Annotated in this window: 29 protein-coding genes; 12 read left to right on the top strand and 17 right to left on the bottom strand. The window is 60.6% G+C overall.

The genetic code is table 11. The features are described 5' to 3' along the window. Positions 1–11 precede the first annotated feature (11 nt). Positions 12–389, top strand: a complete 378-nt coding sequence (locus tag ACEN8I_RS00145; protein WP_413325068.1) for a DUF4288 domain-containing protein — start codon at positions 12–14, stop codon at positions 387–389. 23 nt (positions 390–412) lie between these two features. On the opposite strand, the gene ACEN8I_RS00140 is transcribed toward ACEN8I_RS00145, so the two are convergent. Further along, entirely contained in the window at positions 413–2,221 is a 1,809-nt protein-coding gene (locus ACEN8I_RS00140) for an ankyrin repeat domain-containing protein (RefSeq protein WP_413325066.1), read from the bottom strand. A gap of 219 nt (positions 2,222–2,440) precedes the next feature. Between ACEN8I_RS00140 and ACEN8I_RS00135 the strand changes: the two genes are divergently transcribed. Continuing rightward, positions 2,441–2,842, top strand: coding sequence for a GNAT family N-acetyltransferase (locus ACEN8I_RS00135; RefSeq protein WP_413325063.1), 402 nt, complete (start codon positions 2,441–2,443; stop codon positions 2,840–2,842). 47 nt (positions 2,843–2,889) lie between these two features. Here ACEN8I_RS00135 and ACEN8I_RS00130 read toward each other — a convergent pair whose 3' ends face one another. Further along, positions 2,890–3,801, bottom strand: a complete 912-nt coding sequence (locus ACEN8I_RS00130; protein ID WP_413325060.1) for a LysR family transcriptional regulator — start codon at positions 3,799–3,801, stop codon at positions 2,890–2,892. A gap of 105 nt (positions 3,802–3,906) precedes the next feature. On the opposite strand from ACEN8I_RS00130, the gene ACEN8I_RS00125 reads away from it, so the two are divergent. Both ACEN8I_RS00125 and ACEN8I_RS00120 read left to right on the top strand, forming a co-directional pair. Further along, the gene (locus ACEN8I_RS00125) at positions 3,907–5,070 is read left to right on the top strand and encodes a mandelate racemase/muconate lactonizing enzyme family protein (protein ID WP_413325058.1); all 1,164 of its coding nucleotides are present in this window, start codon (positions 3,907–3,909) and stop codon (positions 5,068–5,070) included. 115 nt (positions 5,071–5,185) lie between these two features. After that, positions 5,186–6,187, top strand: a complete 1,002-nt coding sequence (locus ACEN8I_RS00120; protein ID WP_413325056.1) for a tripartite tricarboxylate transporter substrate-binding protein — start codon at positions 5,186–5,188, stop codon at positions 6,185–6,187. 197 nt (positions 6,188–6,384) lie between these two features. Here the strand turns inward: ACEN8I_RS00120 and ACEN8I_RS00115 are convergent, their stop codons facing one another. The 5 genes from ACEN8I_RS00115 to ACEN8I_RS00095 form a co-directional block, all read right to left on the bottom strand. Then, complete coding sequence (locus ACEN8I_RS00115; RefSeq protein ID WP_413325054.1) at positions 6,385–6,867, bottom strand: GreA/GreB family elongation factor; 483 nt, start codon at positions 6,865–6,867, stop codon at positions 6,385–6,387. A 252-nt stretch (positions 6,868–7,119) separates the two neighbouring features. Further along, the gene (locus ACEN8I_RS00110) at positions 7,120–7,596 is read right to left on the bottom strand and encodes an SRPBCC family protein (protein WP_413325052.1); all 477 of its coding nucleotides are present in this window, start codon (positions 7,594–7,596) and stop codon (positions 7,120–7,122) included. A 30-nt stretch (positions 7,597–7,626) separates the two neighbouring features. Further along, on the bottom strand, positions 7,627–8,295 hold the full coding sequence (locus tag ACEN8I_RS00105; RefSeq protein ID WP_413325050.1) for an NAD(P)-dependent oxidoreductase: 669 nt from the start codon (positions 8,293–8,295) through the stop codon (positions 7,627–7,629). Continuing rightward, entirely contained in the window at positions 8,292–8,786 is a 495-nt protein-coding gene (locus tag ACEN8I_RS00100; protein ID WP_413325048.1) for an SRPBCC family protein, read from the bottom strand. Before ACEN8I_RS00100 ends, ACEN8I_RS00105 begins: the two co-directional genes overlap by 4 nt. A gap of 44 nt (positions 8,787–8,830) precedes the next feature. Further along, the gene (locus ACEN8I_RS00095; protein WP_413325046.1) at positions 8,831–9,700 is read right to left on the bottom strand and encodes an SDR family oxidoreductase; all 870 of its coding nucleotides are present in this window, start codon (positions 9,698–9,700) and stop codon (positions 8,831–8,833) included. A gap of 101 nt (positions 9,701–9,801) precedes the next feature. Between ACEN8I_RS00095 and ACEN8I_RS00090 the strand changes: the two genes are divergently transcribed. The 3 genes from ACEN8I_RS00090 (at position 9,802) to ACEN8I_RS00080 (ending at position 11,750) form a co-directional block, all read left to right on the top strand. After that, positions 9,802–10,698, top strand: coding sequence for a LysR family transcriptional regulator (locus ACEN8I_RS00090; RefSeq protein ID WP_413325044.1), 897 nt, complete (start codon positions 9,802–9,804; stop codon positions 10,696–10,698). 232 nt (positions 10,699–10,930) lie between these two features. Continuing rightward, positions 10,931–11,209: a hypothetical protein gene (locus tag ACEN8I_RS00085; RefSeq protein ID WP_413325042.1), complete on the top strand. Its 279-nt coding sequence runs from the start codon at positions 10,931–10,933 to the stop codon at positions 11,207–11,209. Between the two features lie 61 nt (positions 11,210–11,270). Beyond that, a complete protein-coding gene (locus ACEN8I_RS00080) occupies positions 11,271–11,750 on the top strand; it encodes a hypothetical protein (RefSeq protein ID WP_413325040.1) in 480 nt (159 codons plus the stop codon). Between the two features lie 5 nt (positions 11,751–11,755). Here the strand turns inward: ACEN8I_RS00080 and ACEN8I_RS00075 are convergent, their stop codons facing one another. The 6 genes from ACEN8I_RS00075 to ACEN8I_RS00050 all read right to left on the bottom strand — a co-directional run bounded on the left by ACEN8I_RS00075 (position 11,756) and on the right by ACEN8I_RS00050 (position 16,235). Then, positions 11,756–12,091: a hypothetical protein gene (locus ACEN8I_RS00075; RefSeq protein WP_413325038.1), complete on the bottom strand. Its 336-nt coding sequence runs from the start codon at positions 12,089–12,091 to the stop codon at positions 11,756–11,758. 116 nt (positions 12,092–12,207) lie between these two features. Next, complete coding sequence (locus ACEN8I_RS00070) at positions 12,208–12,882, bottom strand: glutathione S-transferase family protein (protein WP_413325036.1); 675 nt, start codon at positions 12,880–12,882, stop codon at positions 12,208–12,210. Between the two features lie 215 nt (positions 12,883–13,097). After that, positions 13,098–14,243, bottom strand: coding sequence for a sensor histidine kinase (locus ACEN8I_RS00065; protein WP_413325034.1), 1,146 nt, complete (start codon positions 14,241–14,243; stop codon positions 13,098–13,100). Positions 14,244–14,305: 62 nt separating this feature from the next. Beyond that, positions 14,306–15,235, bottom strand: a complete 930-nt coding sequence (locus ACEN8I_RS00060; protein ID WP_413325032.1) for an alpha/beta fold hydrolase — start codon at positions 15,233–15,235, stop codon at positions 14,306–14,308. Positions 15,236–15,347: 112 nt separating this feature from the next. Then, positions 15,348–15,761, bottom strand: coding sequence for a VOC family protein (locus ACEN8I_RS00055; RefSeq protein WP_413325030.1), 414 nt, complete (start codon positions 15,759–15,761; stop codon positions 15,348–15,350). Positions 15,762–15,818: 57 nt separating this feature from the next. Beyond that, the gene (locus tag ACEN8I_RS00050; RefSeq protein WP_413325028.1) at positions 15,819–16,235 is read right to left on the bottom strand and encodes a nuclear transport factor 2 family protein; all 417 of its coding nucleotides are present in this window, start codon (positions 16,233–16,235) and stop codon (positions 15,819–15,821) included. 167 nt (positions 16,236–16,402) lie between these two features. Between ACEN8I_RS00050 and ACEN8I_RS00045 the strand changes: the two genes are divergently transcribed. Then, the gene (locus ACEN8I_RS00045; RefSeq protein WP_413325026.1) at positions 16,403–17,278 is read left to right on the top strand and encodes a LysR substrate-binding domain-containing protein; all 876 of its coding nucleotides are present in this window, start codon (positions 16,403–16,405) and stop codon (positions 17,276–17,278) included. A gap of 264 nt (positions 17,279–17,542) precedes the next feature. Here ACEN8I_RS00045 and ACEN8I_RS00040 read toward each other — a convergent pair whose 3' ends face one another. From ACEN8I_RS00040 to ACEN8I_RS00025, 4 genes are all read right to left on the bottom strand, one after another. After that, entirely contained in the window at positions 17,543–18,577 is a 1,035-nt protein-coding gene (locus ACEN8I_RS00040; protein ID WP_413325024.1) for a DNA helicase UvrD, read from the bottom strand. Then, positions 18,562–20,130, bottom strand: a complete 1,569-nt coding sequence (locus ACEN8I_RS00035; protein ID WP_413325022.1) for an ATP-dependent nuclease — start codon at positions 20,128–20,130, stop codon at positions 18,562–18,564. The genes ACEN8I_RS00040 and ACEN8I_RS00035 overlap by 16 nt, the downstream gene beginning before the upstream one ends. Positions 20,131–20,253: 123 nt before the next feature. Beyond that, a complete protein-coding gene (locus ACEN8I_RS00030; protein WP_413325020.1) occupies positions 20,254–20,496 on the bottom strand; it encodes a hypothetical protein in 243 nt (80 codons plus the stop codon). Positions 20,497–20,549: 53 nt separating this feature from the next. Next, on the bottom strand, positions 20,550–21,350 hold the full coding sequence (locus tag ACEN8I_RS00025) for a hypothetical protein (protein ID WP_413325018.1): 801 nt from the start codon (positions 21,348–21,350) through the stop codon (positions 20,550–20,552). Between the two features lie 260 nt (positions 21,351–21,610). Between ACEN8I_RS00025 and urtA the strand changes: the two genes are divergently transcribed. From urtA to urtD, 4 genes are all read left to right on the top strand, one after another. Beyond that, positions 21,611–22,873: an urea ABC transporter substrate-binding protein gene (gene urtA, locus ACEN8I_RS00020; RefSeq protein ID WP_413325016.1), complete on the top strand. Its 1,263-nt coding sequence runs from the start codon at positions 21,611–21,613 to the stop codon at positions 22,871–22,873. Positions 22,874–23,077: 204 nt separating this feature from the next. Continuing rightward, on the top strand, positions 23,078–24,667 hold the full coding sequence (gene urtB / locus ACEN8I_RS00015; RefSeq protein WP_413325014.1) for an urea ABC transporter permease subunit UrtB: 1,590 nt from the start codon (positions 23,078–23,080) through the stop codon (positions 24,665–24,667). A gap of 2 nt (positions 24,668–24,669) precedes the next feature. After that, the gene (gene urtC, locus ACEN8I_RS00010; RefSeq protein ID WP_413325012.1) at positions 24,670–25,809 is read left to right on the top strand and encodes an urea ABC transporter permease subunit UrtC; all 1,140 of its coding nucleotides are present in this window, start codon (positions 24,670–24,672) and stop codon (positions 25,807–25,809) included. Continuing rightward, positions 25,806–26,690, top strand: a complete 885-nt coding sequence (urtD, locus tag ACEN8I_RS00005; RefSeq protein ID WP_413325010.1) for an urea ABC transporter ATP-binding protein UrtD — start codon at positions 25,806–25,808, stop codon at positions 26,688–26,690. Before urtC ends, urtD begins: the two co-directional genes overlap by 4 nt. Positions 26,691–26,822 lie beyond the last annotated feature (132 nt).

Here is a 26,822-nt window from a genome sequence, read left to right as displayed (position 1 = left end):
GGAATTCCCAGATGGCGTATGACAAAAACATATCCCCTGTGAACTGGTACATGGTCTCCTACCTGCTTCGGTTCACCGAGTTGGGAGATCCCCGAAAGAATGACAACGAAGCGCGGTTCATGTCCTGGGAAAACACGATTCTTGTCAACGCGCCCTCCATCGATGAAGCGTATGAGAAGGGACTCAAAGTAGCGCGGGGGAGTACCCAGCCCTACAAAGGCGGCCCCCAAGGCATCCCCGTTCAATGGAAGTTGGTCGGTATCACGCAAGTCCTTCCCATTTACGAGGCGCTGGAAGATGGCTGCGAAATCGCCTGGACGGAGCGGGCCCCACGCAAGCTCAAGAATCTGAAGCAGATGGTTGGGTCAAAGAGTTCATTGCTTCAATGATCGGCGAAATGGCGAAATGGCTGTCATGACATCGGCTCTTCGCCGCCAGGCTTGCCGACATGCCAGGCCGCGCCTTCCAGGCGGGCAAGATTGGCAAGAACGCCCTCCTTGTATGCCTTCAGCGTTGCCTCAGGCAGCTCGCCCTCCACCATGACCTGTACACACCAGTGCCCCTCTTTCATGCGAATGGCAACGCCGTCCACAAATACCTTGAGGAGTCTGTCTTCACCTTTCTTCAGCTGGACATCGGATGTCAGTCCATCCACCCGGTAAATGGACGCCACCGCGTCAAGGTCGGGTTCATGGCCCAATTTTTCTGAAAGCCGCTGCATATCGCTCTGGAACTTTTCCGTCCAGTTTGCATTGCGTGTCCAGAGAGTGTGCCGGATCTCCCATAAGTGATTCTGTTTTCCGTCGAGTCGCGCAAATGTCCACTGGGGCCAGCGACGGTTCGTGCTGCGCGTCCATACCCAGGTCGTGAGGTCCAGCACCCATTCATCGATGTTTTCAAGGGCCGGTGTCTTCAAGCCTTGCTCGATTTCCCCACCTGAAACTATCAGGCGGCCTTGGCCGTCAAGCCTGGCTTTGTGCCTGTGAATCCACCCCGGGTGATCGCCGCTGGTTTCAATTTTCTGGATCTCGAAGTTTGCGAGGCTCAAGCGATAGACGGGCGTGTGCCCAAACTGCCGGCCTCCTGAGTAACCGAGGCAACCCACGATCAGAATGGCATCGCCCATCAGCGTGGCGGTGTGAAAGTCCGTCGGAGGAAAAACGTCTTCCGGGTACCCAAAGATGCGGATAGACCCGTCAGGCCTGAACTCGGTCACATCGTTGTAAATGCAAAAGTCCGGGTCGTAGTAGTCCTCGTGTTCCCCGGCGATCTCAATGATGCGGCCGTCGTCCAGAACGGTGGTGGACCTTCCGAACCGCTGGTAGCACCACACCGGTTCGCGTTCCCCGGCGCTTGCGTCCGCGAATTTCTCGCTCGCCTTCCAGGCAGACGCCCCCGAACGAACCATTGCAAGCCAGAAGGGGTTCTTGATTTGCTCCGGGTTTCCAGTGCCGAACCGGCGATTTTTTCCCGCCGCATAGTCGTCGGGCGAAACTTCCGGTTCTGAATCATGCCCAACCCCGAGCAAGCTGGCGTGCATCTCCGAGCTGATGTCGTTGATGTCGGCGCCGTGGCTCACCAGCATGCGAACAACTTCCATATTCGCTGCAACTTCAATGGGCTTCTGTGGAATGGAGTCGGCCTTATGAATATCCGCCCCGCATTCGATCAAAAATTTCACGCAGTCAACCATGCCTTGCGAGGCAGCCTCCAGCAAAGGCGTATCCATGAACTCATCGGTGGCTTCGATGTCGAATCCCTGGTCCACCAGCCATTTCAGCATCGCCAGGTTGTTCTGTTGAACTGCGTATTGCATGGGCGTCCTTCCGCATCGCCCTGTGGCCAGTCGATTGGCACCCAGGTCCAGCAGCAGCTGGGCTTTCTCTATGTCGCCAAGCTGAACCGCGACCAGAAAGGGTGTTCGCTCCCAGTGGTCAACCGTCTCAAGGTCGCCATTCTCCTCAACCGACTTCCTGATGCTGGCCGGCGTGCCATAGACCACTTCGTAAATCGTCTTGCTCCATTTGAGCTGGCCCCGATCAGCCGAGGCATTGAGCAGCACCTCGACCACGTCAAACCGGCCAAGCCTGGACGCAACCCGAAGCGCGGACTCACCATGATCGGTGACTCTGTTAACGTCTTCTCCTTGGGCAATACAGGATCGCACCTCTTCAATGAGGCCGGCCTCGTTGCTGTAAATCAAACCGAGTAAGTTTTTCATGCGTGTGGAATCCCTTGGCCTGTGCTTGGCTGATATTCAGCTGATGTCGGGGTCTTGTTGAGAATGGCGAAGTGGCGTGCCGGAGGTAGTCCATTGGCGCATTTGAGGGGGCGCTTCCTGGATGTTCACCCATATGGGTCTACAGTCGCCGATCGAATGACAAGCATTCTGCCAGTGCCTTGGCCCGGCCCGACGACTCTCGCCCAGAAGCGGACATTTATGCAAATCAGATCCTTTCAGCAGGCCGATGCCTCAGACGTGTTTCGGCTTCTAACTGCCAATGGATGGCAGCATCGAATTCCTTCGATGGACTATTTACGAGAACTGGTCGTTGCATCCCAGCGGGTCATCGTCGCTGTGGACGGGAGCCGAGTCATCGGGTTCGCCCGGGCCATCACCGACGGCTTGTCCAATGGGTATCTTTCCATGGTCGTGGTGGAAGCGTCTTGCCGGGGTCAAGGCATTGGGACCCAGCTGGTTGAGCGAATCGTCGGCGACGAACCGCAGGTGACGTGGGTACTTCGTGCGGGGCGCGAAGGAGCGCGCGAGTTTTTCTCCAAACTCGGCTTTAGCGCCTCTGCGGAAGCGATGGAGCGGGTGCGCCGTGCAGCGACCCGATGACGGCTTGGGCCGGTTGCGACTTAAGCCAGTAGCGGACGCGAGGGGCGTCAGGAAGCAGGGCCCCCCGCCCTCGTCACAGCCTCCCAAAGCGCCTCCGCGGCCCGCCCCATTGCATTGCGGGAGCGGAAGAGCCTGATCTCCAGCGGAACGCGCAACGCAGGCACTCCCGCTTCGACCACACGGCCCGTTGCCAGGTCGTCGTGAATCAGTGTTTGCGGCAGCCATGCCACGCCGCGGCCTTCGAGGACCATGGTTCTCAACACAGAGGCCAGGTGCGCGGTGAACACTGTTTGTGTGGAGACCTTCTCCATGGCCTCAAACCTTGTTTCGCGCAGGATGCGGCCAAGCCCCGATTCGGCGCTGTAGCCGAGAAGGGATACCGGCGTCTTGCCCGTTTTCAGTGCGTGCAGGGGCCGGCCTGAGGCATCAAGCGCCGTCACCGGCATCAGGTAGTCGGCGCCAATTTGAATCGAGGGAAAACCGCCGGCCTCAAGGCCGCCCGGCGCGTCAGGGTGGGCATGGCACACCACAAACTGCACCTTGCTTTGCTCCATCAGCGCCTCGCAGCGCGCCAGCACGTCGGACTCCAGGTGCATGGTTCCGGCCATGGTGTGCGCTTCAAAACTCCGCAGCCAGGCCGGCATAAAGGTAAACGACAGCGCGTGCGTTGCGGCAAAGCGCAGGGAATGTGAACTGGCTTCCGCAATGATCCTGGCCTCGCCCGGCACGCGGGCCACCTGGGCCGTCAAATCATTGGCAACGCCCTGAAACCACCGTCCGGCTTCGGTCAGCCGGACTGGCTGCGAGCTTCTGTCAAACAGCTCCGTGCCTATCCACTCTTCCAGGGCGCGCACCCGGCGTCCGAAAGCAGGCTGCGTCATGTGGCGCTCTTCGGCCGCGCGGGAGAAGTTACCCGTCGCGGCCAGCGCGGAAAAGTCTTCTAGCCAGGAGAAATTCATGCCCGGTGCTTTGAAAGCATTGAAGAAAAGAAAAACAGCATTGGTCAAATGCGGCAGCCTTCGCGATCATAACGACCATCATCACAACCCGTCATAGAGACCGCCATGAGAATCGTTGAAATCAGGGAGAAGACCCTCCCCATCAGTTCCCCCATCCGCAACGCCTACATCGACTTCAGCAAGATGACCTTAAGCCTGGTGGCCGTCATCACCGACGTAATCCGTGACGGCAAGCCGGTGGTGGGCTACGGGTTTAACTCCAACGGCCGTTACGGGCAGGGTGGGCTGATCCGCGAGCGCTTCCTCGGCCGCATTCTTGACGCGGCACCCGAAAGCCTGATCGACGCCAAAGGCACCAACATCGACCCCGCCAAGGTCTGGGCGGCCGCCATGAGCAACGAAAAACCCGGCGGCCATGGCGAACGCTCCGTTGCCGTGGGCACGCTTGATATGGCGGTCTGGGATGCGGTCGCCAAGATCGAGGGTAAACCCCTGTTCCGCATGCTGGCCGAGCGGCATGGGCGCGAGGCCAATCCGCGCGTTTTTGTCTACGCTGCCGGCGGCTATTACTACCCGGGCAAAGGCAACGAGGCGCTCTGCGCCGAGATGCGCAGCTACCTGGATCGCGGCTACAACGTGGTCAAGATGAAGATAGGCGGCGCCTCCATCGATGAAGACCGGGCGCGCATTGAGGCGGTCTTGAAAGAGATCGGCTCAGAGGGCCGGCTTGCGGTGGATGCCAACGGCCGCTTCGACCTGGAAACCGGCATTGCTTATGCCAAGATGCTCCGCGAGTTTCCGCTGTTCTGGTACGAGGAGATCGGCGACCCGCTCGACTACGCCTTGCAGGCGGCAATTTCAGAGTTCTATCCCGGCCCCATGGCCACCGGCGAGAACCTGTTCTCGCACCAGGACGCTCGCAACCTCCTGCGTTATGGCGGCATGCGCCCCGATCGCGACTGGCTGCAATTCGACTGCGCGCTGTCCTATGGCCTGGTTGAATACCTGCGCACGCTCGACGTGCTCAAGCAGTTCGGATGGTCGCCCGCGCGTTGCATTCCCCATGGCGGGCACCAGATGTCCCTCAACATCGCAGCCGGCCTGGGCCTTGGCGGAAACGAAAGCTATCCCGACCTGTTCCAGCCCTACGGCGGTTTCCCCGATGGCGTCAAGGTGATCGACGGCCATGTAAGCTTGCCTGAACTGCCTGGTATTGGCTTTGAAGGCAAGGCGGACCTTTACGCGCAGATGCAAGCCCTTTCCGCCTGATGCTGCTGGCGGCCAACGATTTGCCATTAGCCATTAGCCATTAGCCATTAGCCATTAGTGATGAGCGATTGGCGGATAGCGGTCGGCGGTGAACGACTACAAAAGGAGACAAAACATGAAGAACAATAAGTGGATGTTCAAACGGGTTCTTGTTTCGGTGTTGCTGGTCCTGTCGGCGGTGTCGGGTGTGTCGGCGGTTTGGGCGCAATACCCGGACAAGCCGGTAACGCTGGTCGTGCCCTTCGCCGCCGGCGGGCCCAGCGACAAAATCGCGCGCGACCTGGCCGAAGCACTGCGCAAGCCGCTGGGCCAGACCGTCATCGTCGACAACACCGCCGGCGCCGGCGGAACCATTGGCGCGGCGCGCGTTGCCCGCGCCAAGGCCGACGGCTATACCCTGCTGGTGCATCACATCGGCCTTGCAACCGCCCCGGCCCTTTATAAAAAACTGCCCTATGACACCCTCAAGGACTTCGAGTACCTGGGCCTGGTCAACGAAGCGCCCTCCGTGCTGATCGGCCGCACGACACTCGCGGCCAACAACCTTGCCGAACTGCGCAAATGGATCGCGGATTCCGGCGGCCGTGTGAACCTGGCCAACGCGGGTGTCGGGTCGGCTTCACACCTGTGCGGCTTGATGCTGCAAAGTGCGCTCAAGTCCAAAATGGTGGCGGTCCCCTACAAGGGAACCGCCCCCGCCATGACGGATTTGATAGGCGGGCAGGTAGACCTGATGTGCGAACAGGCGACCAACGCCGTGCCGCAAATCGAGGGCAAAAAAGTGAAGGTGTATGGCGTCAGCAGCAAGGAGCGCCTGAGCCTGCCCTCACTGGCGCAAACGCCCACATTGGCCGAAGCCGGCCTCGCGGACTTTAACGTGACGGTCTGGCATGGCGTGTATGCGCCGCGCGGCACACCGCCGGAGGTTCTGGCCAGGCTCAATGCCGCGCTGCGCGAAGCCCTCAAGGACCCGGACCTGATCAAGCGCCAGGAAGCGCTGGGCTTGCATCTTGTGACCGATGCCAGGCTCAGCGCAGCCGGCCACAAAGCCTATGTTCAGGCGGAAATGGCGCGCTGGGGGAAAGTGATCAAGGATTCGGGCGAGACGGCGGAGTAAGTTTCCAAGGCGCACACGCAATGTTGCGCCTCAAAGGCCCGCCGGTAAGCCGGCCGCGCCACGCCGCGCGCGATATAGGCCGACAGCGTCGGATGTTGTTCCAGCAGGCCCGAGCTCTCCAGCCTGCCGCCTGAAATGAAGGTTTGCGTGGAAGGATGTGCAAAGACCGCTTTGGGCCCAGATGAGTCGTTTACGGCTCAATGAACCCGCAGCACCTCAAACTGCTGTCCGATTGCAGCGACCTGTATCGACACATCATCACCCTCGCATTTGCCCAGCATGGCCCTGCCCAAAGGGGCTTCCATGCTGATGACCTGAACCAGCTGAGTGCCGCTGCCCAACTGCATGCTGCCCCCATCCGGGCCGAGAAAGAGCTGTTGCTGCTTGTCGTCGGAATCGACCAGGCAGACCAGCGCGCCGAGCTGTATCCCTTTGCTGGCGTCGTAGGGACGCGGGCGGAATTGGCGCCACTTGGCCATCGCCTGGCGGATGGCTTCGGCGCGCCGAACTTGGCCGGTGGCCAGGTAGGCGGCTTCGAGTCCCAATGTGTCGTATTTGTTTTCGGCGATATTTTCTGCGTGGGTCGCCGTTTCGTGTGCCACCCGCACTGCATCTTCGGCTTGCAGCAGGTCTTCGGCGAGCCGTTTCAGCACCTGTTGTTGCAGCGAGAATTTATTCATGACGGAAGGTAGGCATCTCAAACAAGCGGGGGAAGGCCTTAATTATGAAGGCTCCTCCAGCCGTCGACCCGATTGCACTTTCGGCAGTGCGCCGTCAGCGTTCATTCTTGCCGCCTACCGTGCTGCGCCGAAGCACTATAAATGCGCCCTGCGGGTTCTGATGTCTGCTTCTGGCCGAAAACGGTCATCTTACCGGCGGCTGCCCCGGCTACCCCGGCTATTCCCGCGCGTATGCACAAACAGTTCGCCTTGCTAGCCCTCCACCTGCGCCTTGGATAAACGCAGCGCCTTACCCATATACCCACGCCACAAGCTCCGCGTAAAGAGGCTGACCAGAGGCTTCAGGATGGCCGATCGGCTGATGAACTCGTAGCGCCAGCGAATAGACGTTGCGGAACGGCCCGGCACGCTTTCGAACCACCACTCGCCGCGTGCCTCGCTGGCGAGAAAGCGCAGCACCCCCGTGAATTCCGTGATGCGGTAGGCGAAGCGGCTCGGGTATTCGTAGCTTGTCAGTGTCTCCCGGGCGGAACTTCCGTCAGAGAAGACCACGGTTCGGGTCCGGCCCGCGGCATCCCACGGGCCGGTCTGGTTCAGCGTCTTCGTTACCGACGGGAGCGGGCCGTACCCGGTAAAGATCGATGCGAGGGCTATAGGGACGATATGCAGGAAGGTCTTTTCCCTGGATGCCTCAATCGTCGTGGCTACTATTGCTGCGGCGGATTTCATGTTTGCTTCCTTGTTGAGAGTTAGTGCGGTTCACCAGCTAATAAGCGGTGCGCGGCCCAGCCAGGTGTTGCTGTGCACCTGGTCCAGGACAAAGCTCGCGACGTCGGCCCTGGCGATCGTCCCGCCATGAAAACCAGAAAGATCCGTGAGGGCGCGCATCTCGTGCCTGGCGGGCTTGTCATTCAGCACCGAAGGACGCACCAGCACCCAGTCCAGGCCGCTGTCCTTGACGATCGCTTCCTGCCGGTTCTTGTCGGCATACACCTTGCGCAAGAGGGCGGGAAAAATCAGCCGGTCGAAAGCTAACCCGCCATGACCGGCGCTGTCGCCCGCCCCCATGCCGGTGATGCACACCAGGCGCGAGACCCCGGCAGCCTTCATGGCGTTCACAAGCGCCTTCGTTGCCGAAGACAGGAGCGTGACCTCTTTGAACGGGCTGACCGGCGTGCCCAGGGCGCTCACCACGGCATCCCGGCCCTCCAGCGCCTTGCGCAGCACGGCTTCATCGCGGGCGTCACCGATGAAGACCTCGGCGCCCTCCAGGCCACTTGCCTTTGCGGGTGAGCGCACGAGTACCCGAACCGCAAACCCCCGTGCGAGGGCTTGCTTGACGATCAGCCGGCCCGTGCCGCCTGTGGCGCCGATCACCAGGATTTTCTGGCGTGCAAGATCGGATTGCACAGTGTTGACGGCGTTCATTGCGCAGCTCCTGACAGTGACAGCTTGCCTTCGGCGAGCAATTCGCGCGTGCGTTTGAGCGTTGACAGCAGGGCTGCCTTGTAGCCCTTGTCGCTGTCGAATTGCGCCTGTTCGGCCTGCTCTTCGGGGCCATTCGGCTCCTTGCCGCGAAGGCCGATGTAGCAATAGAAACGAAGCTGGAGGTTTCCCGATGCGTCTTCAAACAGTTCGTTGACAATCGCGCCTTCGCGCGGGCCGGTGGCCTGGAAGAAGGTCACCTTGGTCTGCGGCTCAAAGGTGATGATTTCACGCACGTCCGTGCCGGCGATGGTGGCTTCGCGCACGATGTGGGTCTTGCTCTCTTCCACGACCTCGCAATAAGTGCAAAGGCCGGGCGGCAAAAAGAGCCGCGCGTCGCGCGCCTTGAGGACCAGGCCGGCCCACACCTGGGCGCGCGTGAGGGGTAGCTCGCCTGGTGGGTTGACCTGGGCGGTGGCGGTCGAATAGATCATGATGGTTTCCTTGGTTGAAGTTTTGAAGTGTTGAAGGCCAACGCTCAGACCGGTGCCGAAATTTCAGCGGCGAAGTCGCGGTACGAGCGCAGCGGGCGGCCCAGCAGCTGGGTCAGGCGCTCAACATCGCCCGCTTCGGGAACCATGCCCTCCGTCAGGAAGCGCTCGCTCATCAGGCGCATGTCATACGCCATCCATGCGGGCATGAAGTTGCGCAGGTTCTTCTCGAAGGCGGCCGTGTCGTCGCCGCCATAGGTGATGGGGCGGTTCAAAACGCTGGACCAGATCGCGGCGACAGCGTCTCCGGTCAGCGTGTCGGGGCCGACCAGGTTGATCCGCTCCAGGGGCAGCGGGCCGGACGCGCGTTCGCGGCGCAGCAACTCGATGGCCGCGATCTCGCCGATGTCGCGCGCATCAATCATGGCCAGGCCCTTGCTTCCGATAGGCATGGGGTACACGCCGTAGCCCGTCACCACGTCTTTGATGCTGTGCTCGTTGTCCATAAAGTAGGCCGGCCGCAGGATGGTGGCGGCTAAGCCCATCTGCTCCAGCATCCGCTCGACGCCGAACTTGCCGGCGAAGTGGGGAACGTTCAGGTACTTGTCGCTGTGAATCACCGACAGGTAAACGATGCGGTCTATGCCTGCCTCGCGTGCCAGGTTGAGCGCAATCAGGGCCTGGGTGAATTCATCGGGCACCACCGCATTGAGCAAAAACAGGGTGGAAACGCCTTTGAAGGCCAGGCGCATGGAGTCCACGTCGAGCAGGTCGCCCTGCACCACATTCACACTCGCCGGAAAGTTGGCTTTTGAGGGGTCACGAACGAGTGCCCGCACATCTGCGCCCCGGTTGACGAGTTGCTGGACAACTTGGCGGCCGACGTTGCCGGTGGCGCCGGTGATCAGGATGGTCATGAAAATTACTCCGTTTGGTTTGAAAGAGCCTTGATCTTCATCGTTTCGCCAAATGTCCGATAGACGTTATATTTAGACAATCTGTCTCACTGGTGGAACACATGGACTTACTGGCTCTTGCTGACTTCACGCTTGTCGCCCGGCATGGCGGCTTTGGGCGGGCCTCCCGCGAATCAGGGCGCCCCAAGGCCACCCTGTCCCGCCGGGTGGCCGACCTGGAAAGCGGCCTCAACCTGCGCCTCTTCGAGCGGGGAGCGCGCGCGCTCAAGCTCACCGAGGAAGGGCGGGCGCTGTTCGAGAAGACCTCCGTACTGCTCGCCGAGCTCAATGAGACAACGGCGGCGATCGCCTCCGGTGGAGACGAACCCCGGGGAAGGTTGCGGGTGAGTGCGCCGCTGCTCTTCTCGCAGGCCGCCATGGGAAAGCTCGCAGCCCAGTTCGCCATGAAACATCGCGCCATCCGCCTGGAAGTCACGACGGAAGACCGCCCCGTGGACATGGTGGAAGAGGGCTACGACCTGGTGATTCGCGTCAACCCGGCTCCAGACGAAAGCCTGGTCGGCCGGATCTTCCTGAGAGACCGGATCGTGATGGTGGCGCACCCCGGGCTTCCCCGGCCTGCGGGCAGTGCACCCGTTCCGGTCGTGCTGCGGGGAGGCGCCATCGGCGAACAGACGGACGTCTGGGAATTCACGGAGAAGGGAAGAAAGAAGCGCCTGACGGTCCAGCCTGTCCTGAGCCTGGCATCGCTCTTCATGGTTCGCGACGCGGTCCGTGCGAACGTCGGTGCGGCACGCCTTCCCCTGTCGCTGGTCATCCCCGACCTGGCGGCCGGAACGCTGGTGCAATGGGGAGACGTCTCGGGGCCCGAGGTTGCGCTGTGGGCGCTCTATCCTTCGCGCCGCCTGCTGAGTGCCCGGGTGTCCGCCTTCCTGAACTTTCTCAAAGAGGCTTTCCCAGAAGGAAGCCCGGACGAATTGGCGGCGTACATCCGGTGAAGCCGCTGAATCAAGCTTGCTGTCTCATAAAACCCATTGATAACACCGCGATCTTTGTGACGTTAAGCAAACCCTCCCCTAATCGGAGGGTTTTTTTACGTGTTGGCTGGCCTACATTTAGCCCACTGGCTCGCCCAGATTAGCAGCGGATCAAAACTGCCAAAACTGCCGTTCCCCCCTTCACCCTTCACCCTTCACCCTTCACCCTTCACCCTTCACCCTTGGAGAAAGTATGTCGCACAAAACCCTGCATCGCGTGCTCACCGCCCTTGCCCTCACATTGGCCGCGCTGTTAACAACTACGCAGGCCGTCGCAGCTCCTAAAGCGGAAGGCAAGAACGGAGCCGTCAAACCCGCGGCGGCAAAGGTCCCACCGTTCTGCACCGCGGTGCCGGGCGGCCCACCCATTTCCTGCGCTATCGGCATGAAGGACTTTTATATTGAATCTGCGGTGACGTGGGCGTGTTGCAGTCGCGATCCGTATTCAGCCGGGGTGCGTAACGCCTCTTGACGGCCGCTTTCAGCCAGAAGCGGACATTCGGCAATCACGTTGACTCAAGTGAAATAAGAAAATGGAAAGCAAGCTTGAAATTTCTGTTGGTGAGTACGTAGATCAGCTTCGCCGCGTGGAAATTTGGATTGATGGCGAACGTTTGACTGGTGACGACCCCTTTGTCTATCCCGAAGCGTTCTTAACCCACTTGATTCGCAGCAGAGACCATCTCAAGACGGAATTGAATTTCCTTAAACATGAAGCAGAACTAATGGGGCTTGGCATAGACGATGCATTCGAGCGCGTTTCCTCAGGAAACCTGCATACGACCCTAAGGGTGCTCGACTGGGGGCCCACAACTGACGACTATCTTTGCTTTCTGCTACCGATCCAGTCCCGACTTTGGCTGACATGGAAAAGGCAAAGGGCACCTGCAAAAGTCCGGGCCATTCAAATTCTTCCGTATGAGCTTATTTCTGCGATAGAAGTCGCCGCAGATCAACTTCGGAACGGGGACACCGGTGACTGCAACGGGCCCTTAGCAGACACCAACAAGTAGTGTGCCTACTCGTCGTTTTGGGCCTTGAAGCGGCGCTGCCATTTCTCATGGCTGCCTGAAGCACGGGCCAACTCGCGCCCCACAGCAAGCAATAAATCCACACTCTCTTCGTCGTGCTCTGGGCCTTGGGTTACCCAGACCTCAACCTGCTGCAGCGCATCTCTACAGCGTTGGTACATGCCTATGGCTTCGAGCTTGGGCCGTACAGATTCGAGTTGGCCATAAATCCAGGAGTACTGGGATAAGTAAAACTCGTTAATCCCCCGCCGATAAAGAGTGATGTTTCCAGACATGCCCTCAAGATCAGATTCGAATCTGGACAGGGATACGCGCTTGTTCATTGCTCAGATGTCCGCTTCTGGCCCAAAGCTGTCATCTTAATAGTGGCCGCATCGGGCCCATAGCAGACATGAACGCTGGCCTGCAGCGAGTTCACACCCGCCCAAAGCCGATCTCGTCAGCCGCCCGCTGACGAACCCGTAAACACCGCCAGCTGCGCCGCAAAAGCCCGCTGGTAAGCCGGCCGCGCCACAGCCCGCGCGACATAGGCCGACAGCGTCGGATATTGCGTCAGCAGGCCCGAGCTCTCCAGCCTGCGCAGCACCGTCACCATCAGCAGGTCGCCCGCGCTGAAGGCGCCGTCCAGCCAGTCGGCATCACCCACATCGCCCAGGTGTTTTGAAAGCTCGCCCAGCCGTGTGTGCACGCGCTCCTCCAGCATGGGTTGGCGTTCGGCATACCAGGGCTTGTCCTGCTCGAAGATGAAGGCCATGCTGCGCTCCACAATCGGCGGCTCCACCGTATTGAGCGCGGCAAACATCCAGGCGATCGCGCGGGCGCGGGCATTCGCGTCGGCGGGCAACAGGCCCGCGTGCTGCTCCGCGATATGCAGCACGATGGCGCCCGATTCGAACAGCGCCAGCCCGCCTTCCTCATAGGTCGGAATCTGCCCGAAAGGGTGCAAGGCCAGGTGCGCGGGCTGCTTCATCGCCGCGAAGGACACCAGGCGCACCTCGTAAGCCTGGCCGACTTCTTCAAGCGCCCAGCGCACGCGCATGTCGCGCGCCAGGCCCCTGCCGCGGTCGGGCGAGCGTTCAAAGGCTGTGATGGTCGGGGTCGTTGTTGGGGGCATGGCGCTTTCTCCTTTACGTAATGTCTTGTGGCGTGCCGGACGGGCGGTTTTCCGCACATCTTCCAGTACGACGTTCGGGAGGAGGCCAATTCGACATCCGGCAGCTCTTTTCGCAGTTGTTGAAAAGCCGACCTTTGTGCGGTGCTTCTCGCCTGACCGAGCCGCACGTCGTGCCCGGGCAAGCACCGAGACGCTGGCGCGGAGGCCTCCAGTGTTCAGCTCTGCGTTTTGGGTGCGGCCGGCTCCCGGGGAATGCGCACGGTGAAGGTGGTGCCGTCAACATCGTTGGAGCTGACCTCGATGGTGCCGCCGTGAGCAAGAGTGGTCTCCCGCGCGATGAACAGCCCCAGGCCCAGGCTGGTGCGGGGGCGGCCGGGCTGCTCGCCGTCGACCGGAAGCTGCACCATCGCGCTGAAAATCGTTTTAAGGGCCTCGGCGGGGATGGCGGGCCCGCGGTTGGTCACGGTGATGGCGACCTCGTCCTGCTCGCCTTCCACATTCAGGGTGACGGCCGTCCCCCTGGCCCGGTACTGGGCCGCGTTGGTGAGCAGGTTCACGATGACCTGCTGCAGCCGGACGTCATCGAAAACGCCCGACAGGTCGCCGTCCGAGTGGAACTCAAAAGCGCAATCGGGATGTGCCGACGCCGCGTCGTGCAGGGCCGCTTGCGCGATGTCGCCCATGTCCGAAGGCGACGGCGCCATGGGCATCTTGCCGCCCAGCTGGCTGCGCGAATATTCCAGCAAGTCATTGACCATCGTCGACATCGTGGCCGCGCTTCGAACCAGTCTCTTGCCCATCGCCGCGTTGCCCTCCACCGAGGTCGACCGCGCCAGCAGCGCGCCGGTCAGGCTGATGGCTGAAAGAGGCGTGCGCAGGTCGTGGCCCAGGATCGCCAGGAAGCGCTCGCGCGTCTTCTCGTTGTGTTCCGAGAAGGTCACTGCCGACTCGGCCAGGGCCTGGTCCACCGCTTCGTTAAAGCGCATCAGGTCCTCGTGGACTTCCTCGGTGAACGCGCGCACATGGGGCAGCCAAAGGCGCAGCACGCTCGCGCGCAGTGCGCGGAATTCCGCCGTGAGCTGCACCAGGGAGAAACCGCTGACGTCGCGCAGCGTCCCATGCATGGACGCGGCGCTGTTGGGAAACTTCAAAGGCGCGTCGCCTTGCGACTTGGCCGTCTGCTGGGCGTCGCTCTGGAGGCTGTCGATGTCGAGCGCGATGGCCTTGATCATCTGGGAAGCGTGGTCGCGCAGCGCCGCGCTGCTCATGAGGGCTGCGGCGGGCCCGAGCGTTTTCGCGAAAGCCTCCCACTCCGCCAGAATATCCTCGACGCGGTCCGTGAGAAATTGAGAAAGCTTCATATCGCCCTTTGTTGGCCTTGGCCCATGTGGGCGTCACCCATTATGTTCGCTTGGGGTCTCCCTTACTTCTGCCCACTCACCTGCTGCGCCCAGCTGGCCGTATTGCTCTTCCCGTCGAGGAAAGGCAGCACCGTCGGCACCAGGGCGGGCGCCAGGAACAGGTCGTAGTGCGTGTACCCCGGCAATATCGCCAGCCGGTTCTTGGCCATGTTTTCCCGGCCCCAGCCCGCGTCCTTCAGCCCGCCGCCCAGCAGCTGGTAAAACTTCACGATGTGCTCGGGGCGGTACATATCGCTGTCGCCGTACACCAGCATCACCGGCATTGCGAGTTTCTTCACGTCTTCCGAATAGTCATAGGGTTTGCGCATCATGGCGCCCATCTGGTCCAGCAGCTTGGGGAAATCCTGCGGGCGCGGCGCCACCGCCACATACGACTTGTACATGGGCGTCTCCTTCATCATGTCGGCCATGGCCGCGCCCACCTGCGCCTGCAGGGGCAGCATTTCGGGGAAGAAGCCGTCCTGCGCATAACCGGCCGACACCAGCACCAGGCGCCGCACACGCTCGGGGTGTTGCACCGCCAGGCGAAAGCCCACACCCCCGCCCATGGAATACCCCATCACATCCACCTGGCCGTAGCCCAGCTGCTGGATGATCTGCGCCATGTCATCGCCCATGTCGACCAGGCTCACGGGCCTGTCGGTCAGCGCCGTGCGGCCGTGCCCATACAGGTCAACGCCTATGACCTGGCGGGTCTTGACCAGCCCCGCCAGCACCGGCCCGAACATCTCGAACTGGCCCAGGCCGCCATGCAGCAACAGCAAGGGCTCACCCTTGCCGTGGACTTCGTAGTGGTAGTTGACGCCGTTGACGCTGAGGTAACCGCTCTTGACGGGCTTGCTTTCCTGGGCGTGAGAGGTGACCGGGAGGAGGGCGGCAAGGGCCATCGCGGCGCCGAGCAGCGGGGCGAAAAGGGTGCGCAGGAACTTCATCGATTTCTCCTTGGGTTAAAAAAAGGAACAGGCCCTGAGGCCGTTCGTGTGGCTGACACAAGCACGACGAACGGGGGCCGGAGAATTCGACAAAGCCTGGCTACGTATCTGCCTACGCAGCGGCTTGCGCAGCCGCCATGTCCATCCACACCGGCTCGAACACGTGGCCGTCCGGGTCCTGGAAGGCGCGCGAATACATAAAGCCCATGTCCTGCGGCGGGCGAACGTCGGCCTTGCCGCCGGTGGCCGCCGCGGCTTGGTTGATGGCGTCCACCTCTTCGCGGCTGTCGCGCGACAGGGCCAGCAGCACTTCGCAGCTCTGCTGCGCGTCGCTGATGCGTTTCGAGGTGAAGGTCCCGAAGTACTCGTGCGTCAGCAGCATGAAGCTGATCGTCTCCGACCAGACCATCATCGCGGCCTGCTCGTTGCTGAACTGCATGTTCTGCTCGCAGCCTATGGCCTTGTAAAAACGTATCGCGGCGGCAAGGTCCTTCACGGGCAGGTTCACAAAAATCATCTTGGGCATGGTGGCTCTCCTTGGGGTTGGGATGACTTGGGGTGACTTGGGGTCGGGGTGAATGAATCAAACGGTTTGCGCGCGGCGGTACTTGTCGCCCACTTCCGCGCGTATCGGCGCCGTGTCGTAAACAATCGTCATGGCCTCAATCAGGCCCTGCTCGTCAAAATCAAAAATATCCACGCAGCGAAAGCTCACCTGCGCGCCGTCGGCCAGCTCCCACAGGTAGGTGAATGAGACCGAAGCCCGGCGCGAGCCGGCCGCGCTCACAAACACCTCGGCATCCTCCAGCACGCTGCGCCGCGTGGCCGCCTTGAGCTGGTCAAAGAACTCCCCCGCCGGCTGCACCCCCAGAAAGGGCGAGTTCACCATCCCCCGCGGGCTGAACAGCGACACAATGCCCCGCACGTCTCCCGCGGCCAGCAGGGCCAGGTAGCGGTTAATGACGTCGATATAAGCGATTGCGTTCGAACTGATGACCATGGTGTGTGCGGCGACTTGTTGGAATGAGTGAATGAATAAACAAACAGGGCGCCATCGTAGGAGCGCCCGCACCGCAGCACCATCGAAAGATTTTGGGGTCAGCCATGTGCGGCGCGCATGGCTGCCGCCACCATGTCGCCACTGGGCCGCCACGATAAACTGCGCCCATGCCCGCCTTGCCGCCCCTCTATGCCCTGCAGGCCTTTTTGGCCGCCGCCGACTGCGGCAGCTTCACAGGGGCGGCCACCCGGCTCAACCTGACGCAGGGCGCGGTGAGCCGGCAAGTGCAGTTGCTGGAAGAGTATTACGGCTGCCCGCTGTTTGTGCGCGTGGCCCGCGGCCTGACGCTTACCGCGGAAGGCCAGCAGCTGCTGGCACCGGTGCGGCAGGCGCTGGAAACCCTGGCCCAAGCCAGCACGCGCGTGCGGCGCGGCGCAGCAGATGTGCTCAGGGTCCAGTTCCCGCCCACCATGGCCGTCAGGTGGTTTTTGCCGCGCCTGCCGGCGCTGCAGGCCGCGCTACCGGGGACTGAAATCCGCGTGGCCACCCACTGGACCGATGCGCCCGATTTCAGCAACACCGATGCCGACGTCATCATTGCCCATGGCAAGGGCGGCTGGCCCCAGCTGGTCGAGGTGCCACTGATGCGCGAGCGCCTGGTGCCCCTGTGTGCACCGCAGCTGGCCGCCGGCCTGCGCGAGCCGGCCGACCTGGCCGGCGCGACCCTGCTGCATGCCACGGCCCGGCACCACGAATGGTTGACCTGGCTGCGCGGCGCCGGCGTGCCGGACCTGCAGGGCGCGCGTGAGCAGCTGTTTGACACGGTGGACATGTGCGTGCAAAGCGCCGAGCGCGGCCTGGGTGTGGCGATTGCCGATGCCGCGCTATTCACCGACCTCATCGCTTCGGGCAAGGTGGTCAAGCCCTTTGACATTGAGGTCGACAGCGGGAACGGCTACTTTCTGACCTATCCGCCGCAGCGGCGGGAGCAGAGGGGTATTCGGTTGTTTGAGGAGTGGCTTGTGTCCGCGCTCCGGGGGTGAGGCTGGCCGAAGTGTTCCGCAAGGCAGGATTCGCGCATTTCAAGCGGGCGGCGGAGATGTCGTTTTAAGTTGGTTCTTGAGGTGAGGCGGTGGAGCTGACGAGCGCTAATATGCAGTTATCGATAGTTAGCTTTTTTGCCGCGGCGAACAGCACTGCTGCACCATACATCTGATGAACGGTGTCACCCGGCGCGACATATGCATCCAAGCTGCGCAGCAGAGCTAGCACGTCGACAGGGCCGCGGCTTGCACGCAATAGATAAACTATTGGCCGCGAAGGAATTTCTTGAAGAGCTTTTCCGGGGCAATGAAGAGATTTCCTCTTGCGCGGGAGAAAGCTACGTATAGCTTGTTGCGAATGATTGGCTTGGCCTGAGCCAATTCGCCCTTGACGAATTGATGCCAGCTTTTGTCGTTTAGAACGACGCACACATCTTGGTAATGGTCGAGCCCCTTGCACGCACCCCAGTTGTGCGAATAGCATTCATAACGCCAGTGCGTCTCCATAAAAAGCTTGACCGTCTTAGGGTCGGCATGCAGGCGATCCGCCTCGGCTGCGGAGTCGACAACACGGACGTCGGATACGACGGCCCCCTCCGATGCGATTGGAACGCCGATCGAATCCACTATGTGCTTGCAAACCTCGCTACTGCACCGGTGGCTCTTCGACAAGGACGAGGTGTCCACCCTAAAACCGGCGTTCGCGAATCTTTGGCGATAAGCTGCATAGTCTGCGTGAAGGGATCGGTTAACGTTTCCGTCGTGGCTCGTCGAAAAGGTGTGCTGGTAGAAGTCACCGACAAGCCCCATGCGCACCTTTGCCGACGACAGCTCGACCAGGAAATTGAAGTCGTGACCGCCAAAGTCCTGGACTTCGTCGACAAAGACATCGTCATAGTAGCGTTCGAGTCGACGTTGCAGCTCGGGCACACATCCTTTAACGCTGAGGAGTTTCGCCATGCGGCAGTGATACACCCGGTCGCCCTGCATGAACCGGGCTCTGTTTTGTAAGCTGAATTGCATGGACTCCCTGCTTGGTGCGGCGAAGGAGATGCCGCGGCTGCGCATGTTGGACTGCAGGAACGGCTTGTAGCAAAAGCGATTGAGGAAGGAGAAGTAGGTCGTCACTGCGACGCCCTCGGGCACACTTCCAAATTTGAGGGCGATGCGGTCGCGCAAATCCTGCTCCGTATTGGTCGTGTAGGTGAGCACGAGCGCGCGGCGCCCCGGCGCGATCTTCTCCACGATGCTGCGCGTCTTACCGGAGCCGGCCACCGCAAAGGTTACTGTCTTATCCACGCGATCGCATCCTGAATGTATTGTGGAGCGACGAGCTCGGCGCCGGCCTTCTCTAGGAGCTGAAAGGCCGCATCGGCCTTATTGGCGAGCATGTATTCGCGCACCCCTAGGGTCTTGCGCTCTGCTCCCAGGTGCTTCTCGCAGAGAGCCTTGTTGTCGTCATACAGGCAAATTTCGAAGGTGCTGCGAGCGTTGTCCTCGTCCGCAAACACGCGCGCGTTGTCCATCTTATAGTCGTCGTAGTTATCGACGCAGGTCTTCTGCCAATCTTTGTCGTTGTCGCGCACGACCGCAGTCTTTACGCCCAGAAGCTTTGCGAGTTCAAGATAGCGCTTGAAGCTGGTGCCTCCCACCGAAATGACATGGACGCGGTCTGCGGCAAGCGACGCCCCTTTGGCATGCCGGGCATACAGGGCTTCGAGCAATATGAACTCGGCGTCGCCCTCGACCAGAATCACTTTCTTCGATAGCGAGAATTCCAGGACATTGTTGTCCGGCGCCTTCATGAAGAACTTGGCGGTGTCGTCAGTCAGGCCCGACAAGGCACCTTGCTTTCCAGGCGGTGCGCCAAGCAGCGCGGCTTTGCGCAGGTCCAGCCGGGAGGAGATGAGGCTGCTGTGGGTCGCGACTAGAAGTTGGCGGCCCTCGACCTTTGACAGTTGCTCGACCAGCTTGCGCATGTTCGAGTGGCTCAGATGGTTCTCAGGTTCTTCAAGCAGCAGCAGATGCAGTGGGTTTGCGGCGGTACCTTTGCGCAAAGCGAAATCGATTTTCACCATGCACTGTCTACCCTTACCGCGAATGTCCAGCGGAAGGTTGTCTTCGAGAATTACCAAGTCGGTGCCGAGATTCGACTTCGAGCTTGTGCGAACGCCGAAAGCGAAGTCGGGGATCTTCTCGTTGATAGGTTTCAAATGCTCGTCGCGAAACTCGTCCTTGACGCGGCGATAGGATGCTTCAAGTTTGTTTTTCGCCTTATGGTCGGCGTTTGAGTTGAAAAGAGATTGTGTGTAGATCTTGGAAGCTTGCTCGCTGTCGATCCGAGAGCTGTCGATCAGCAGGTGTCGGACGTATTTTTTGAATCCCAGTTGGGAGTCCTCGGCGAAAGTGGAAAACCGAGGCACGTAGTATTCATATGGGAAAGGTGCCTCCCGATCCCGAAGCAACTCTGCGACCTCGACTTCGAGTTCGCGTGGCACCGCACATTCCATTTTGATGCCATCGCACTCAGCGCCGTCGACATTGTTCTTTCCGCACAAAAGAGGCTCGCCCCCTGGGGTGAGAAAGAGTTCAATGAGGACCTTGGGAAGGTTGGCCACAGTTCTAGCTCCGTCCAAAAAACGCGATACGGCGGTAGCACTCAAAAGCGCCTCGACGCCGAGCGTTTCAAATTTCGTGCGGCTCGCACTGAGCGTCAGGTCGATCGCCAACAGGACGGAGCTCTTGCCGGCTTCGTTGTCGCCAAGCAGGACATTTAGGCCGGGATTTAGACGGAGGTCCAGTTTCTCGAACCTTTTGAAGTTCCTCAGCACAACTTTCGTTATTGTCGCCATCGCCCCTCCTTTGCTGCTTGGTATTAAATTAGCCGAGACTATGGATGCTAATGACTCGACCTACGCCCGCGCTTGGGAATAACTATCGATAAGTACATATTGCCAATAGTCAGGTAATGAGCGCTATTTGCAGATGATGCAAAGACTGGAGATAACGATAAGAAGAAAAAACAGAACACCCAGAACCGCGACCAAACCAGCCATACCGATTCCAATGGCAGCTCCCTCAAGTACCGAAAGTCGCTTTTGCTTGCCGGTGGCATTCTCAGATTCGTCTTCAGGCAACGGCTCCTGAGATAGTTCTCCGCTGGCCCTAGCGGCTGCCACGCGTTGCCGCGCTTCATCGATTTTCTGCTGATAGCTCACGGGGGATACCTCTTTGTGTGGTGATGATCAGTTTTAACCGCTGATCAGCAGCCTTATTTTTGCACTCGCGTAGCCAGAAATTCCTCAACTTTCTTGCCGACAGTAGTCGTGCTCTCCACCGTCTTCGCACGGCTATCCCAGGCTGGCGCGAGTACGGCCTCCATCGAGTCGAGCAACTCTGCGACCGTCCCCAGGTCCTTGTTGGGGATAACTCGGTATTCCGCGGCTCGCGCTTGAACTGCCAGGCAGTTGGAGGCTTTTTTCTTCAAATCGCCAAGCTGCAGACGCAGAAGCGAGCCCGCAAGTTCCAGCATCTCGGAGGGTGTGCTCGGGAGTTCGAGGAAACGATGCGCGAGTTGATCGAAACTTATGGCAATCATGTCGCAAGGCAGGCCTTGGCGATTTTCGACTTCCATTTTGAGTGACTCAAAGTCTTGTCGAAGAAAGTCATCGATGGACCACTGCATGGGGCTTTTCCCCTTGCCAAGCATGTCTTCACACAAGCGCTGAATGCCGGAGCTTGGCGTTGTCAGGAAGGACGTTGCCAGGTTTTGGTCCGCAATCCGTTGAGCCATCTGGTCAACGTCTTTTCCGCTCGGCGCGACAAGCGCGCGGCCAACTTCCCTTCCGCGTTCAATGTCGGGTAGCAAGCGTTGATGAAAAGCCTGCTGGGCCGCAAGTAGTTGCTGACGAAGCTCCGGGTATTTCTGCGCGCAGCTATCTGCCGCCGTGGAGAGGTAGACATCTACGAAGAACACTTTCAGTTGGGCTTGCTCCATCACGTCAGCCGCCCGCGCGGTGCAGCAGGTGAATGCAAGGAGCAGGCATGGCAGTAAATGCAGGCGAAAGAGCATGGCTGGGTAATAGTAGTGTGCGGCGGGTCAGGTGGCGCTCAGGAATTTCGGCAAAAAGAGGTGAAAAATGCCGGCCCCCAGGCCGAATCCCCACAGCATATCGCCCACCCCACATACGCCACCCGGCGTATTCCCCAATCCCCCTCCGGTCCCCAGAATCCACTCATCGTTGCGCCAAAGCCTTGTTTTTCCTGGCTTTTGCGCAGCGAAACGCGATTCATTGACCCCATACCTATCTATTTACCGGAGAGGATCCCACCATGCAAGAACGTCGATTTACCCTCAAGGCGATGACCGCCGCCGTCGCACTGGCCGCCCTGGGCGCCGTGCCTGCTTTTGCCCAGGACACGATCAAGGTTGGCGTGCTGCACAGCCTGTCGGGCACCATGGCGATTTCTGAAACCACGCTCAAGGACACCGTCCTGATGGCGATTGAAGAAATCAATGCCAAGGGTGGCGTGATGGGCAAAAAGCTCGAGCCCGTGGTGGTGGACCCGGCCTCCAACTGGCCCCTGTTTGCCGAAAAAACCAAACAACTGCTGGGCCAGGACAAAGTGGCCGTGATTTTCGGCTGCTGGACGTCTGTGTCGCGCAAGTCGGTGCTGCCGGTTGTCGAAGAAATGAACGGCCTGCTGTTCTACCCCGTGCAGTACGAAGGTGAAGAGCTGTCCAAGAACGTGTTCTACACGGGTGCGGCGCCCAACCAGCAGGCGATTCCTGCGGTCGACTACCTCATGAGCAAGGCCGGCGGCGGCGCCAAGCGCTGGGTGCTGCTGGGTACCGACTATGTGTATCCCCGCACCACCAACAAGATCCTGCGCGCTTACTTGAAGAGCAAGGGCGTGGCCGACAAGGACATCGACGAGAAATACACCCCCTTTGGCCACAGCGATTACCAGACCATCGTGGCTGACGTGAAGAAGTTCTCGCAAGGCGGCAAGACGGCCGTGGTGTCCACCATCAACGGCGACTCGAACGTGCCTTTCTACAAAGAGCTGGGCAATGCCGGCCTCAAGGCCAAGGACGTGCCCGTGGTGGCCTTCTCGGTCGGTGAAGAAGAGCTGCGCGGTGTGGACACCAAGCCCCTGGTCGGCCACCTGGCCGCCTGGAACTACTTCCAGTCCATCAAGAGCCCGGCCAATACCGAGTTCATCAAGAAGTGGTCCGCTTACGCCAAGGCCAAGAAGCTCCCCGGCTCCGACAAGCCTTTGACCAACGACCCGATGGAAGCCACCTACATCGGCATCAATATGTGGAAGCAGGCGGTTGAAAAAGCCAAGTCCACCGACACCGACAAGGTGATCGCCGCCATGGCCGGCCAGACCTTTAACGCGCCTTCCGGCATCGTGAGCAAGATGGACGAGAAGAACCACCACCTGCACAAGTCGGTGTTTATCGGCGAGATCAAGGCCGACGGCCAGTTCAATGTGGTGTGGAAGACGCCTGGTCCTGTGAAGGCGAAGCCTTGGAGCCCGTACATCGAAGGCAACGACAAGAAGCCTGATGAGCCTGTGAAGAAGTAAGAGGCTGGGGGGTGGGTGGAGGCCGTCGCGCCCTCACCCTGGCCCTCTCCCAGAGGGAGAGGGTAAAACCCCCGAAGGCCGGACTTCACTCCTTCTCCCTCTGGGAGAAGGCTGGGATGAGGGTCTGACCGCTTCCCAAGGAAGTTGCAGTCTGGGCGCCCCACCGATAAGCTGGTGTGCGCCCAACCTACAGGTTCTTTCCACATGCTGCTACGCCACCTTTTTGCCGTCTCCTTCACGCTCCTTTTAGCAGCCCACGCCCATGCCTTGACCGCCGAGGAGGTCAAGGGCATGGCCATTGGCGAGACGGAGGCGCGGGTGGATGCGCTTGCCAAGGCGGCGGCTGTGGCGGACGAGAAGACGGCGGCTTTTATCCAGGCGCTGTCTGACGACGCGGTGAAAACCAAGGGCGACAAGGTGTTTGTCGTGAAGGACGACAAAGCCTATGACCCGGTCACGGGTACCGAGACACCGCTGCCGGCCGATGCCGAGGATGTGATCAACCCCAATTTGATGCGCAGCGAGATTGACAATGCGCTGGCGGCGCTCAAGCTGTTCTCCAAGGACGAGAAGCAGCGGCGCGATGCGATCAAGACCCTGGGCGGCAGTATGGACAAGGAAAGCGACGAAGCCCGCCTGCCGCTGATTGAAAAAGCCTATGCGGCCGAGACGGTGCCCGAGCTCAAAAACCAGCTGGAGCTGATGCGCTCGGCCATTTTGCTGGGCAGCAGCGACAAGGCCAAGCGCCTGGCCGCGGCCGCGCAGCTGGCCGGCAGCAAAAACCCGAATACCAAGACCGTGCTGATAGAGCGCCTGGGCACTGAGGCCGATGCCGACGTCAAGGTGGCTTTGCAGGCGGCGCTGGCCAAGGTGGAGGCATCGCTCGAATGGGGCAACAAGCTGGGCGCGATTTTCAGCGGCATCAGCCTGGGCAGCATCTTGCTGCTGGTGGCGCTGGGCCTGGCGATTACCTACGGCCTGATGGGCGTGATCAACATGGCCCATGGCGAGCTCATGATGATTGGCGCCTATGCCACCTATGTGGTGCAGGGCGTGTTCCAGAAATACTTTCCCGGCCTGTTTGACTGGTACCTGCTGGCGGCGGTGCCTGTGGCCTTTCTAGCTTCGGCGCTGATGGGCGCGGCGCTGGAGCGCGGGGTGATTCGTTTCCTCTATGGCCGGCCGCTGGAGACTTTGCTGGCCACCTGGGGTATCAGCCTGATGCTGCAGCAGCTGGTGCGTTCCATCTTCGGCGCGCAAAACGTCGGTGTGGAAAACCCGGTGTGGATGAGCGGCGGCGTGCAGGTGCTGGGCAATCTTTCGCTGCCTTACAACCGGCTCATCATCATTGTGTTTGCCATCGCGGTGCTGCTGGGCGTGGCCTGGCTGATCAGCCGCACGCGCCTGGGCCTGTTTGTGCGCGGCGTCACGCAGAACCGGCCCATCGCCTCGTGCATGGGCGTGAACACCGCGCGGGTCGATACCTACGCCTTCGCGCTGGGCTCCGGCATCGCGGGCCTGGCCGGCTGCGCGCTGAGCCAGGTGGGCAATGTGGGCCCCGACCTGGGCCAGGGTTATATCGTGGACTCGTTCATGGTGGTGGTGCTGGGCGGCGTGGGCCAGCTGGCCGGCACCGTGTATGCCGCGCTGGGCCTGGGCATCCTGAACAAATTCCTCGAAGGCTGGACGGGCGCCGTGCTGGCCAAGATCGCCGTGCTGGTTTTCATCATCATCTTCATCCAGAAGCGGCCGCAGGGCATCTTTGCGATGAAGGGTAGATCGGCAGAGGCCTGATCATGAGCACCCCCATGGCAACCCCGAATACCGCGGCCTCCCGCGTGCAACTCCCGGCCAAAGGCCCGCTGCTGACGCGCGGCGGCTGGAGCGCCTTCATGATGGCGCTGATCGCCGTCTGCGCCATCGCACCGGTGCTGAACCTCTGGGTGCCCGAGGGCAGCATGTTCCACATGAGCACCTATGCGGTGGCGCTGCTGGGCAAGATCATGTGCTACGCCATCTGCGCGCTGGCCATGGACTTGATCTGGGGCTACACCGGCATCCTCTCGCTGGGGCATGGCGTGTTCTTCGCGCTGGGCGGCTACACCATGGGCATGTATTTGATGCGCCAGATTGGCCGTGATGGCAATTACAAAAGCGACTTACCGGACTTTATGGTCTTCCTGGACTGGAAGGCGCTGCCCTGGCACTGGGCCCTGAGCGACAGCTTTGTGGCGACCTTGATTCTGATTGTGGCGGTGCCTGGGCTGGTGGCCTTTGTGTTTGGCTTTTTTGCGTTCCGCTCGCGCATCAAGGGGGTGTATTTTTCCATCATCACCCAGGCCATGACGTTTGCCGCCATGCTGCTGTTCTTTCGCAACGAGACGGGCTTTGGCGGCAACAACGGCTTTACCGACTTCAAGCGCATTTTGAACATCCCGCTGGCCACGCCTTCGATGCGCATGACGCTGTTTGTGCTGACGGGGCTCACGCTGCTGGGCTTCTTTTTGTTCGCCAAATGGCTGGTGGGCAGCAAGTTCGGCCGGGTGCTGCAGGCCATACGCGATGCGGAAACGCGCGTGATGTTCTCGGGCTACAACCCGCTGGGCTACAAGCTCACGATCTGGGTGATCTCGGCCGTGATGTGCGGCGTGGCCGGCGCGCTGTATGTGCCGCAGGTCGGCATCATCAACCCGAGTGAGATGAGCCCGGCCAACTCGATTGAAATCGCCATCTGGGCGGCAGTGGGCGGCCGTGCGAGCCTGATAGGCCCGATAGTGGGCGCCTTTATCGTCAACGGCGCCAAGAGCTGGCTGACCGTGGCTTATCCCGAGTTCTGGCTGTACTTTCTGGGCCTGCTGTTTATCAGCGTCACGCTGTTCCTGCCCGATGGCGTGGTGGGCCTGGTGAAGAAGCTGCGCAAGGGAGGTGCGAAATGACACCCGACCTGCTTGAACAAGGCGCGCGCCGCATTGAAGAGCGCCGCGCCGCACTCGAAGCCGGCAAGGCCAATACCGAATCCGGCGGCCGCAGCACCAGTGGCAGCCGCGTGGCTCACCCCACGGGTGAGGTCGACGTCACCCATGGCCGCATCCTGTACCTGGAAGACGTGAGCGTGAGCTTTGACGGCTTCAAGGCCATCAACAAGCTGAGCCTGGACATCGCGCCCGGCGAGCTGCGCTGCATCATTGGCCCCAACGGGGCAGGCAAGACGACGATGATGGACATCATCACCGGCAAGACCCGACCCGATGAAGGCACGGTGTTTTTCGGCAGCACGATTGATTTGCTGCGCCACAAGGAAGCCGAGATCGCCCAGCTGGGCATAGGCCGCAAGTTCCAGAAGCCCACGGTGTTCGAGCAGCTCACCGTGTTTGAAAACCTGGAGCTGGCCTTAAAGACCAACAAGGGCGTGAAGCACTCGATGTTCTTCAGGCTGGACTCCGCCCAAAGCGACCGCCTGGCCGAAGTGCTGGTGACGATTCACCTGGCCGACAGCGTGGGCCGCCTGGCCGGCAACCTGAGCCATGGCCAAAAGCAGTGGCTGGAAATCGGCATGCTGCTGATGCAGGACCCGAAACTGCTGCTGCTCGACGAGCCGGTCGCCGGCATGACCGACGAGGAAACCGCGCGCACCGCCGAGCTGTTCCTGACGCTCAAGGGCCAGCACTCCCTGATGGTGGTGGAGCACGATATGAGTTTTATCAAGACGATTTCGGAGATCGTCACAGTTTTGTGTGATGGTTCGGTGCTGGCACAAGGGACTCTTGACCAGGTGCAGGCGGATGAGCGGGTTATAGAGGTGTATCTTGGGCGGTGAGGTTGTTTTGCCGGGTCTTGTGCCGGCTTGCACGCCTGCTCCCTCTACTGGGAGTTGCTGGCCGGGGGTTGCCCGGCGGCAACTCACTTTTCTTTTGCTTCGCCAAAAGAAAAGTAAGCAAAAGAAAAGGCG

It is taken from the genome of Polaromonas sp. CT11-55 (assembly GCF_047303325.1).
In the GTDB taxonomy this organism is placed as follows: Bacteria; Pseudomonadota; Gammaproteobacteria; order Burkholderiales; family Burkholderiaceae_C; genus Polaromonas.
Note: the sequence above shows the minus strand (reverse complement) of the source record. Positions and strands in the feature narration are given on the sequence as shown.

What these genes read in the sequence shown, in the direction of transcription:
- ACEN8I_RS00145 (WP_413325068.1), top strand. Translation starts at nt 12, where the DNA reads ATGGCGTATGACAAAAACATATCCCCTGTGAACTGGTACATGGTCTCC.
- ACEN8I_RS00140 (WP_413325066.1), bottom strand. Translation starts at nt 2,221, where the DNA reads ATGAAAAACTTACTCGGTTTGATTTACAGCAACGAGGCCGGCCTCATT.
- ACEN8I_RS00135 (WP_413325063.1), top strand. Translation starts at nt 2,441, where the DNA reads ATGCAAATCAGATCCTTTCAGCAGGCCGATGCCTCAGACGTGTTTCGG.
- ACEN8I_RS00130 (WP_413325060.1), bottom strand. Translation starts at nt 3,801, where the DNA reads ATGAATTTCTCCTGGCTAGAAGACTTTTCCGCGCTGGCCGCGACGGGT.
- ACEN8I_RS00125 (WP_413325058.1), top strand. Translation starts at nt 3,907, where the DNA reads ATGAGAATCGTTGAAATCAGGGAGAAGACCCTCCCCATCAGTTCCCCC.
- ACEN8I_RS00120 (WP_413325056.1), top strand. Translation starts at nt 5,186, where the DNA reads ATGAAGAACAATAAGTGGATGTTCAAACGGGTTCTTGTTTCGGTGTTG.
- ACEN8I_RS00115 (WP_413325054.1), bottom strand. Translation starts at nt 6,867, where the DNA reads ATGAATAAATTCTCGCTGCAACAACAGGTGCTGAAACGGCTCGCCGAA.
- ACEN8I_RS00110 (WP_413325052.1), bottom strand. Translation starts at nt 7,596, where the DNA reads ATGAAATCCGCCGCAGCAATAGTAGCCACGACGATTGAGGCATCCAGG.
- ACEN8I_RS00105 (WP_413325050.1), bottom strand. Translation starts at nt 8,295, where the DNA reads ATGAACGCCGTCAACACTGTGCAATCCGATCTTGCACGCCAGAAAATC.
- ACEN8I_RS00100 (WP_413325048.1), bottom strand. Translation starts at nt 8,786, where the DNA reads ATGATCTATTCGACCGCCACCGCCCAGGTCAACCCACCAGGCGAGCTA.
- ACEN8I_RS00095 (WP_413325046.1), bottom strand. Translation starts at nt 9,700, where the DNA reads ATGACCATCCTGATCACCGGCGCCACCGGCAACGTCGGCCGCCAAGTT.
- ACEN8I_RS00090 (WP_413325044.1), top strand. Translation starts at nt 9,802, where the DNA reads ATGGACTTACTGGCTCTTGCTGACTTCACGCTTGTCGCCCGGCATGGC.
- ACEN8I_RS00085 (WP_413325042.1), top strand. Translation starts at nt 10,931, where the DNA reads ATGTCGCACAAAACCCTGCATCGCGTGCTCACCGCCCTTGCCCTCACA.
- ACEN8I_RS00080 (WP_413325040.1), top strand. Translation starts at nt 11,271, where the DNA reads ATGGAAAGCAAGCTTGAAATTTCTGTTGGTGAGTACGTAGATCAGCTT.
- ACEN8I_RS00075 (WP_413325038.1), bottom strand. Translation starts at nt 12,091, where the DNA reads ATGAACAAGCGCGTATCCCTGTCCAGATTCGAATCTGATCTTGAGGGC.
- ACEN8I_RS00070 (WP_413325036.1), bottom strand. Translation starts at nt 12,882, where the DNA reads ATGCCCCCAACAACGACCCCGACCATCACAGCCTTTGAACGCTCGCCC.
- ACEN8I_RS00065 (WP_413325034.1), bottom strand. Translation starts at nt 14,243, where the DNA reads ATGAAGCTTTCTCAATTTCTCACGGACCGCGTCGAGGATATTCTGGCG.
- ACEN8I_RS00060 (WP_413325032.1), bottom strand. Translation starts at nt 15,235, where the DNA reads ATGAAGTTCCTGCGCACCCTTTTCGCCCCGCTGCTCGGCGCCGCGATG.
- ACEN8I_RS00055 (WP_413325030.1), bottom strand. Translation starts at nt 15,761, where the DNA reads ATGCCCAAGATGATTTTTGTGAACCTGCCCGTGAAGGACCTTGCCGCC.
- ACEN8I_RS00050 (WP_413325028.1), bottom strand. Translation starts at nt 16,235, where the DNA reads ATGGTCATCAGTTCGAACGCAATCGCTTATATCGACGTCATTAACCGC.
- ACEN8I_RS00045 (WP_413325026.1), top strand. Translation starts at nt 16,403, where the DNA reads ATGCCCGCCTTGCCGCCCCTCTATGCCCTGCAGGCCTTTTTGGCCGCC.
- ACEN8I_RS00035 (WP_413325022.1), bottom strand. Translation starts at nt 20,130, where the DNA reads ATGGCGACAATAACGAAAGTTGTGCTGAGGAACTTCAAAAGGTTCGAG.
- ACEN8I_RS00025 (WP_413325018.1), bottom strand. Translation starts at nt 21,350, where the DNA reads ATGCTCTTTCGCCTGCATTTACTGCCATGCCTGCTCCTTGCATTCACC.
- urtA (WP_413325016.1), top strand. Translation starts at nt 21,611, where the DNA reads ATGCAAGAACGTCGATTTACCCTCAAGGCGATGACCGCCGCCGTCGCA.
- urtB (WP_413325014.1), top strand. Translation starts at nt 23,078, where the DNA reads ATGCTGCTACGCCACCTTTTTGCCGTCTCCTTCACGCTCCTTTTAGCA.
- urtC (WP_413325012.1), top strand. Translation starts at nt 24,670, where the DNA reads ATGAGCACCCCCATGGCAACCCCGAATACCGCGGCCTCCCGCGTGCAA.
- urtD (WP_413325010.1), top strand. Translation starts at nt 25,806, where the DNA reads ATGACACCCGACCTGCTTGAACAAGGCGCGCGCCGCATTGAAGAGCGC.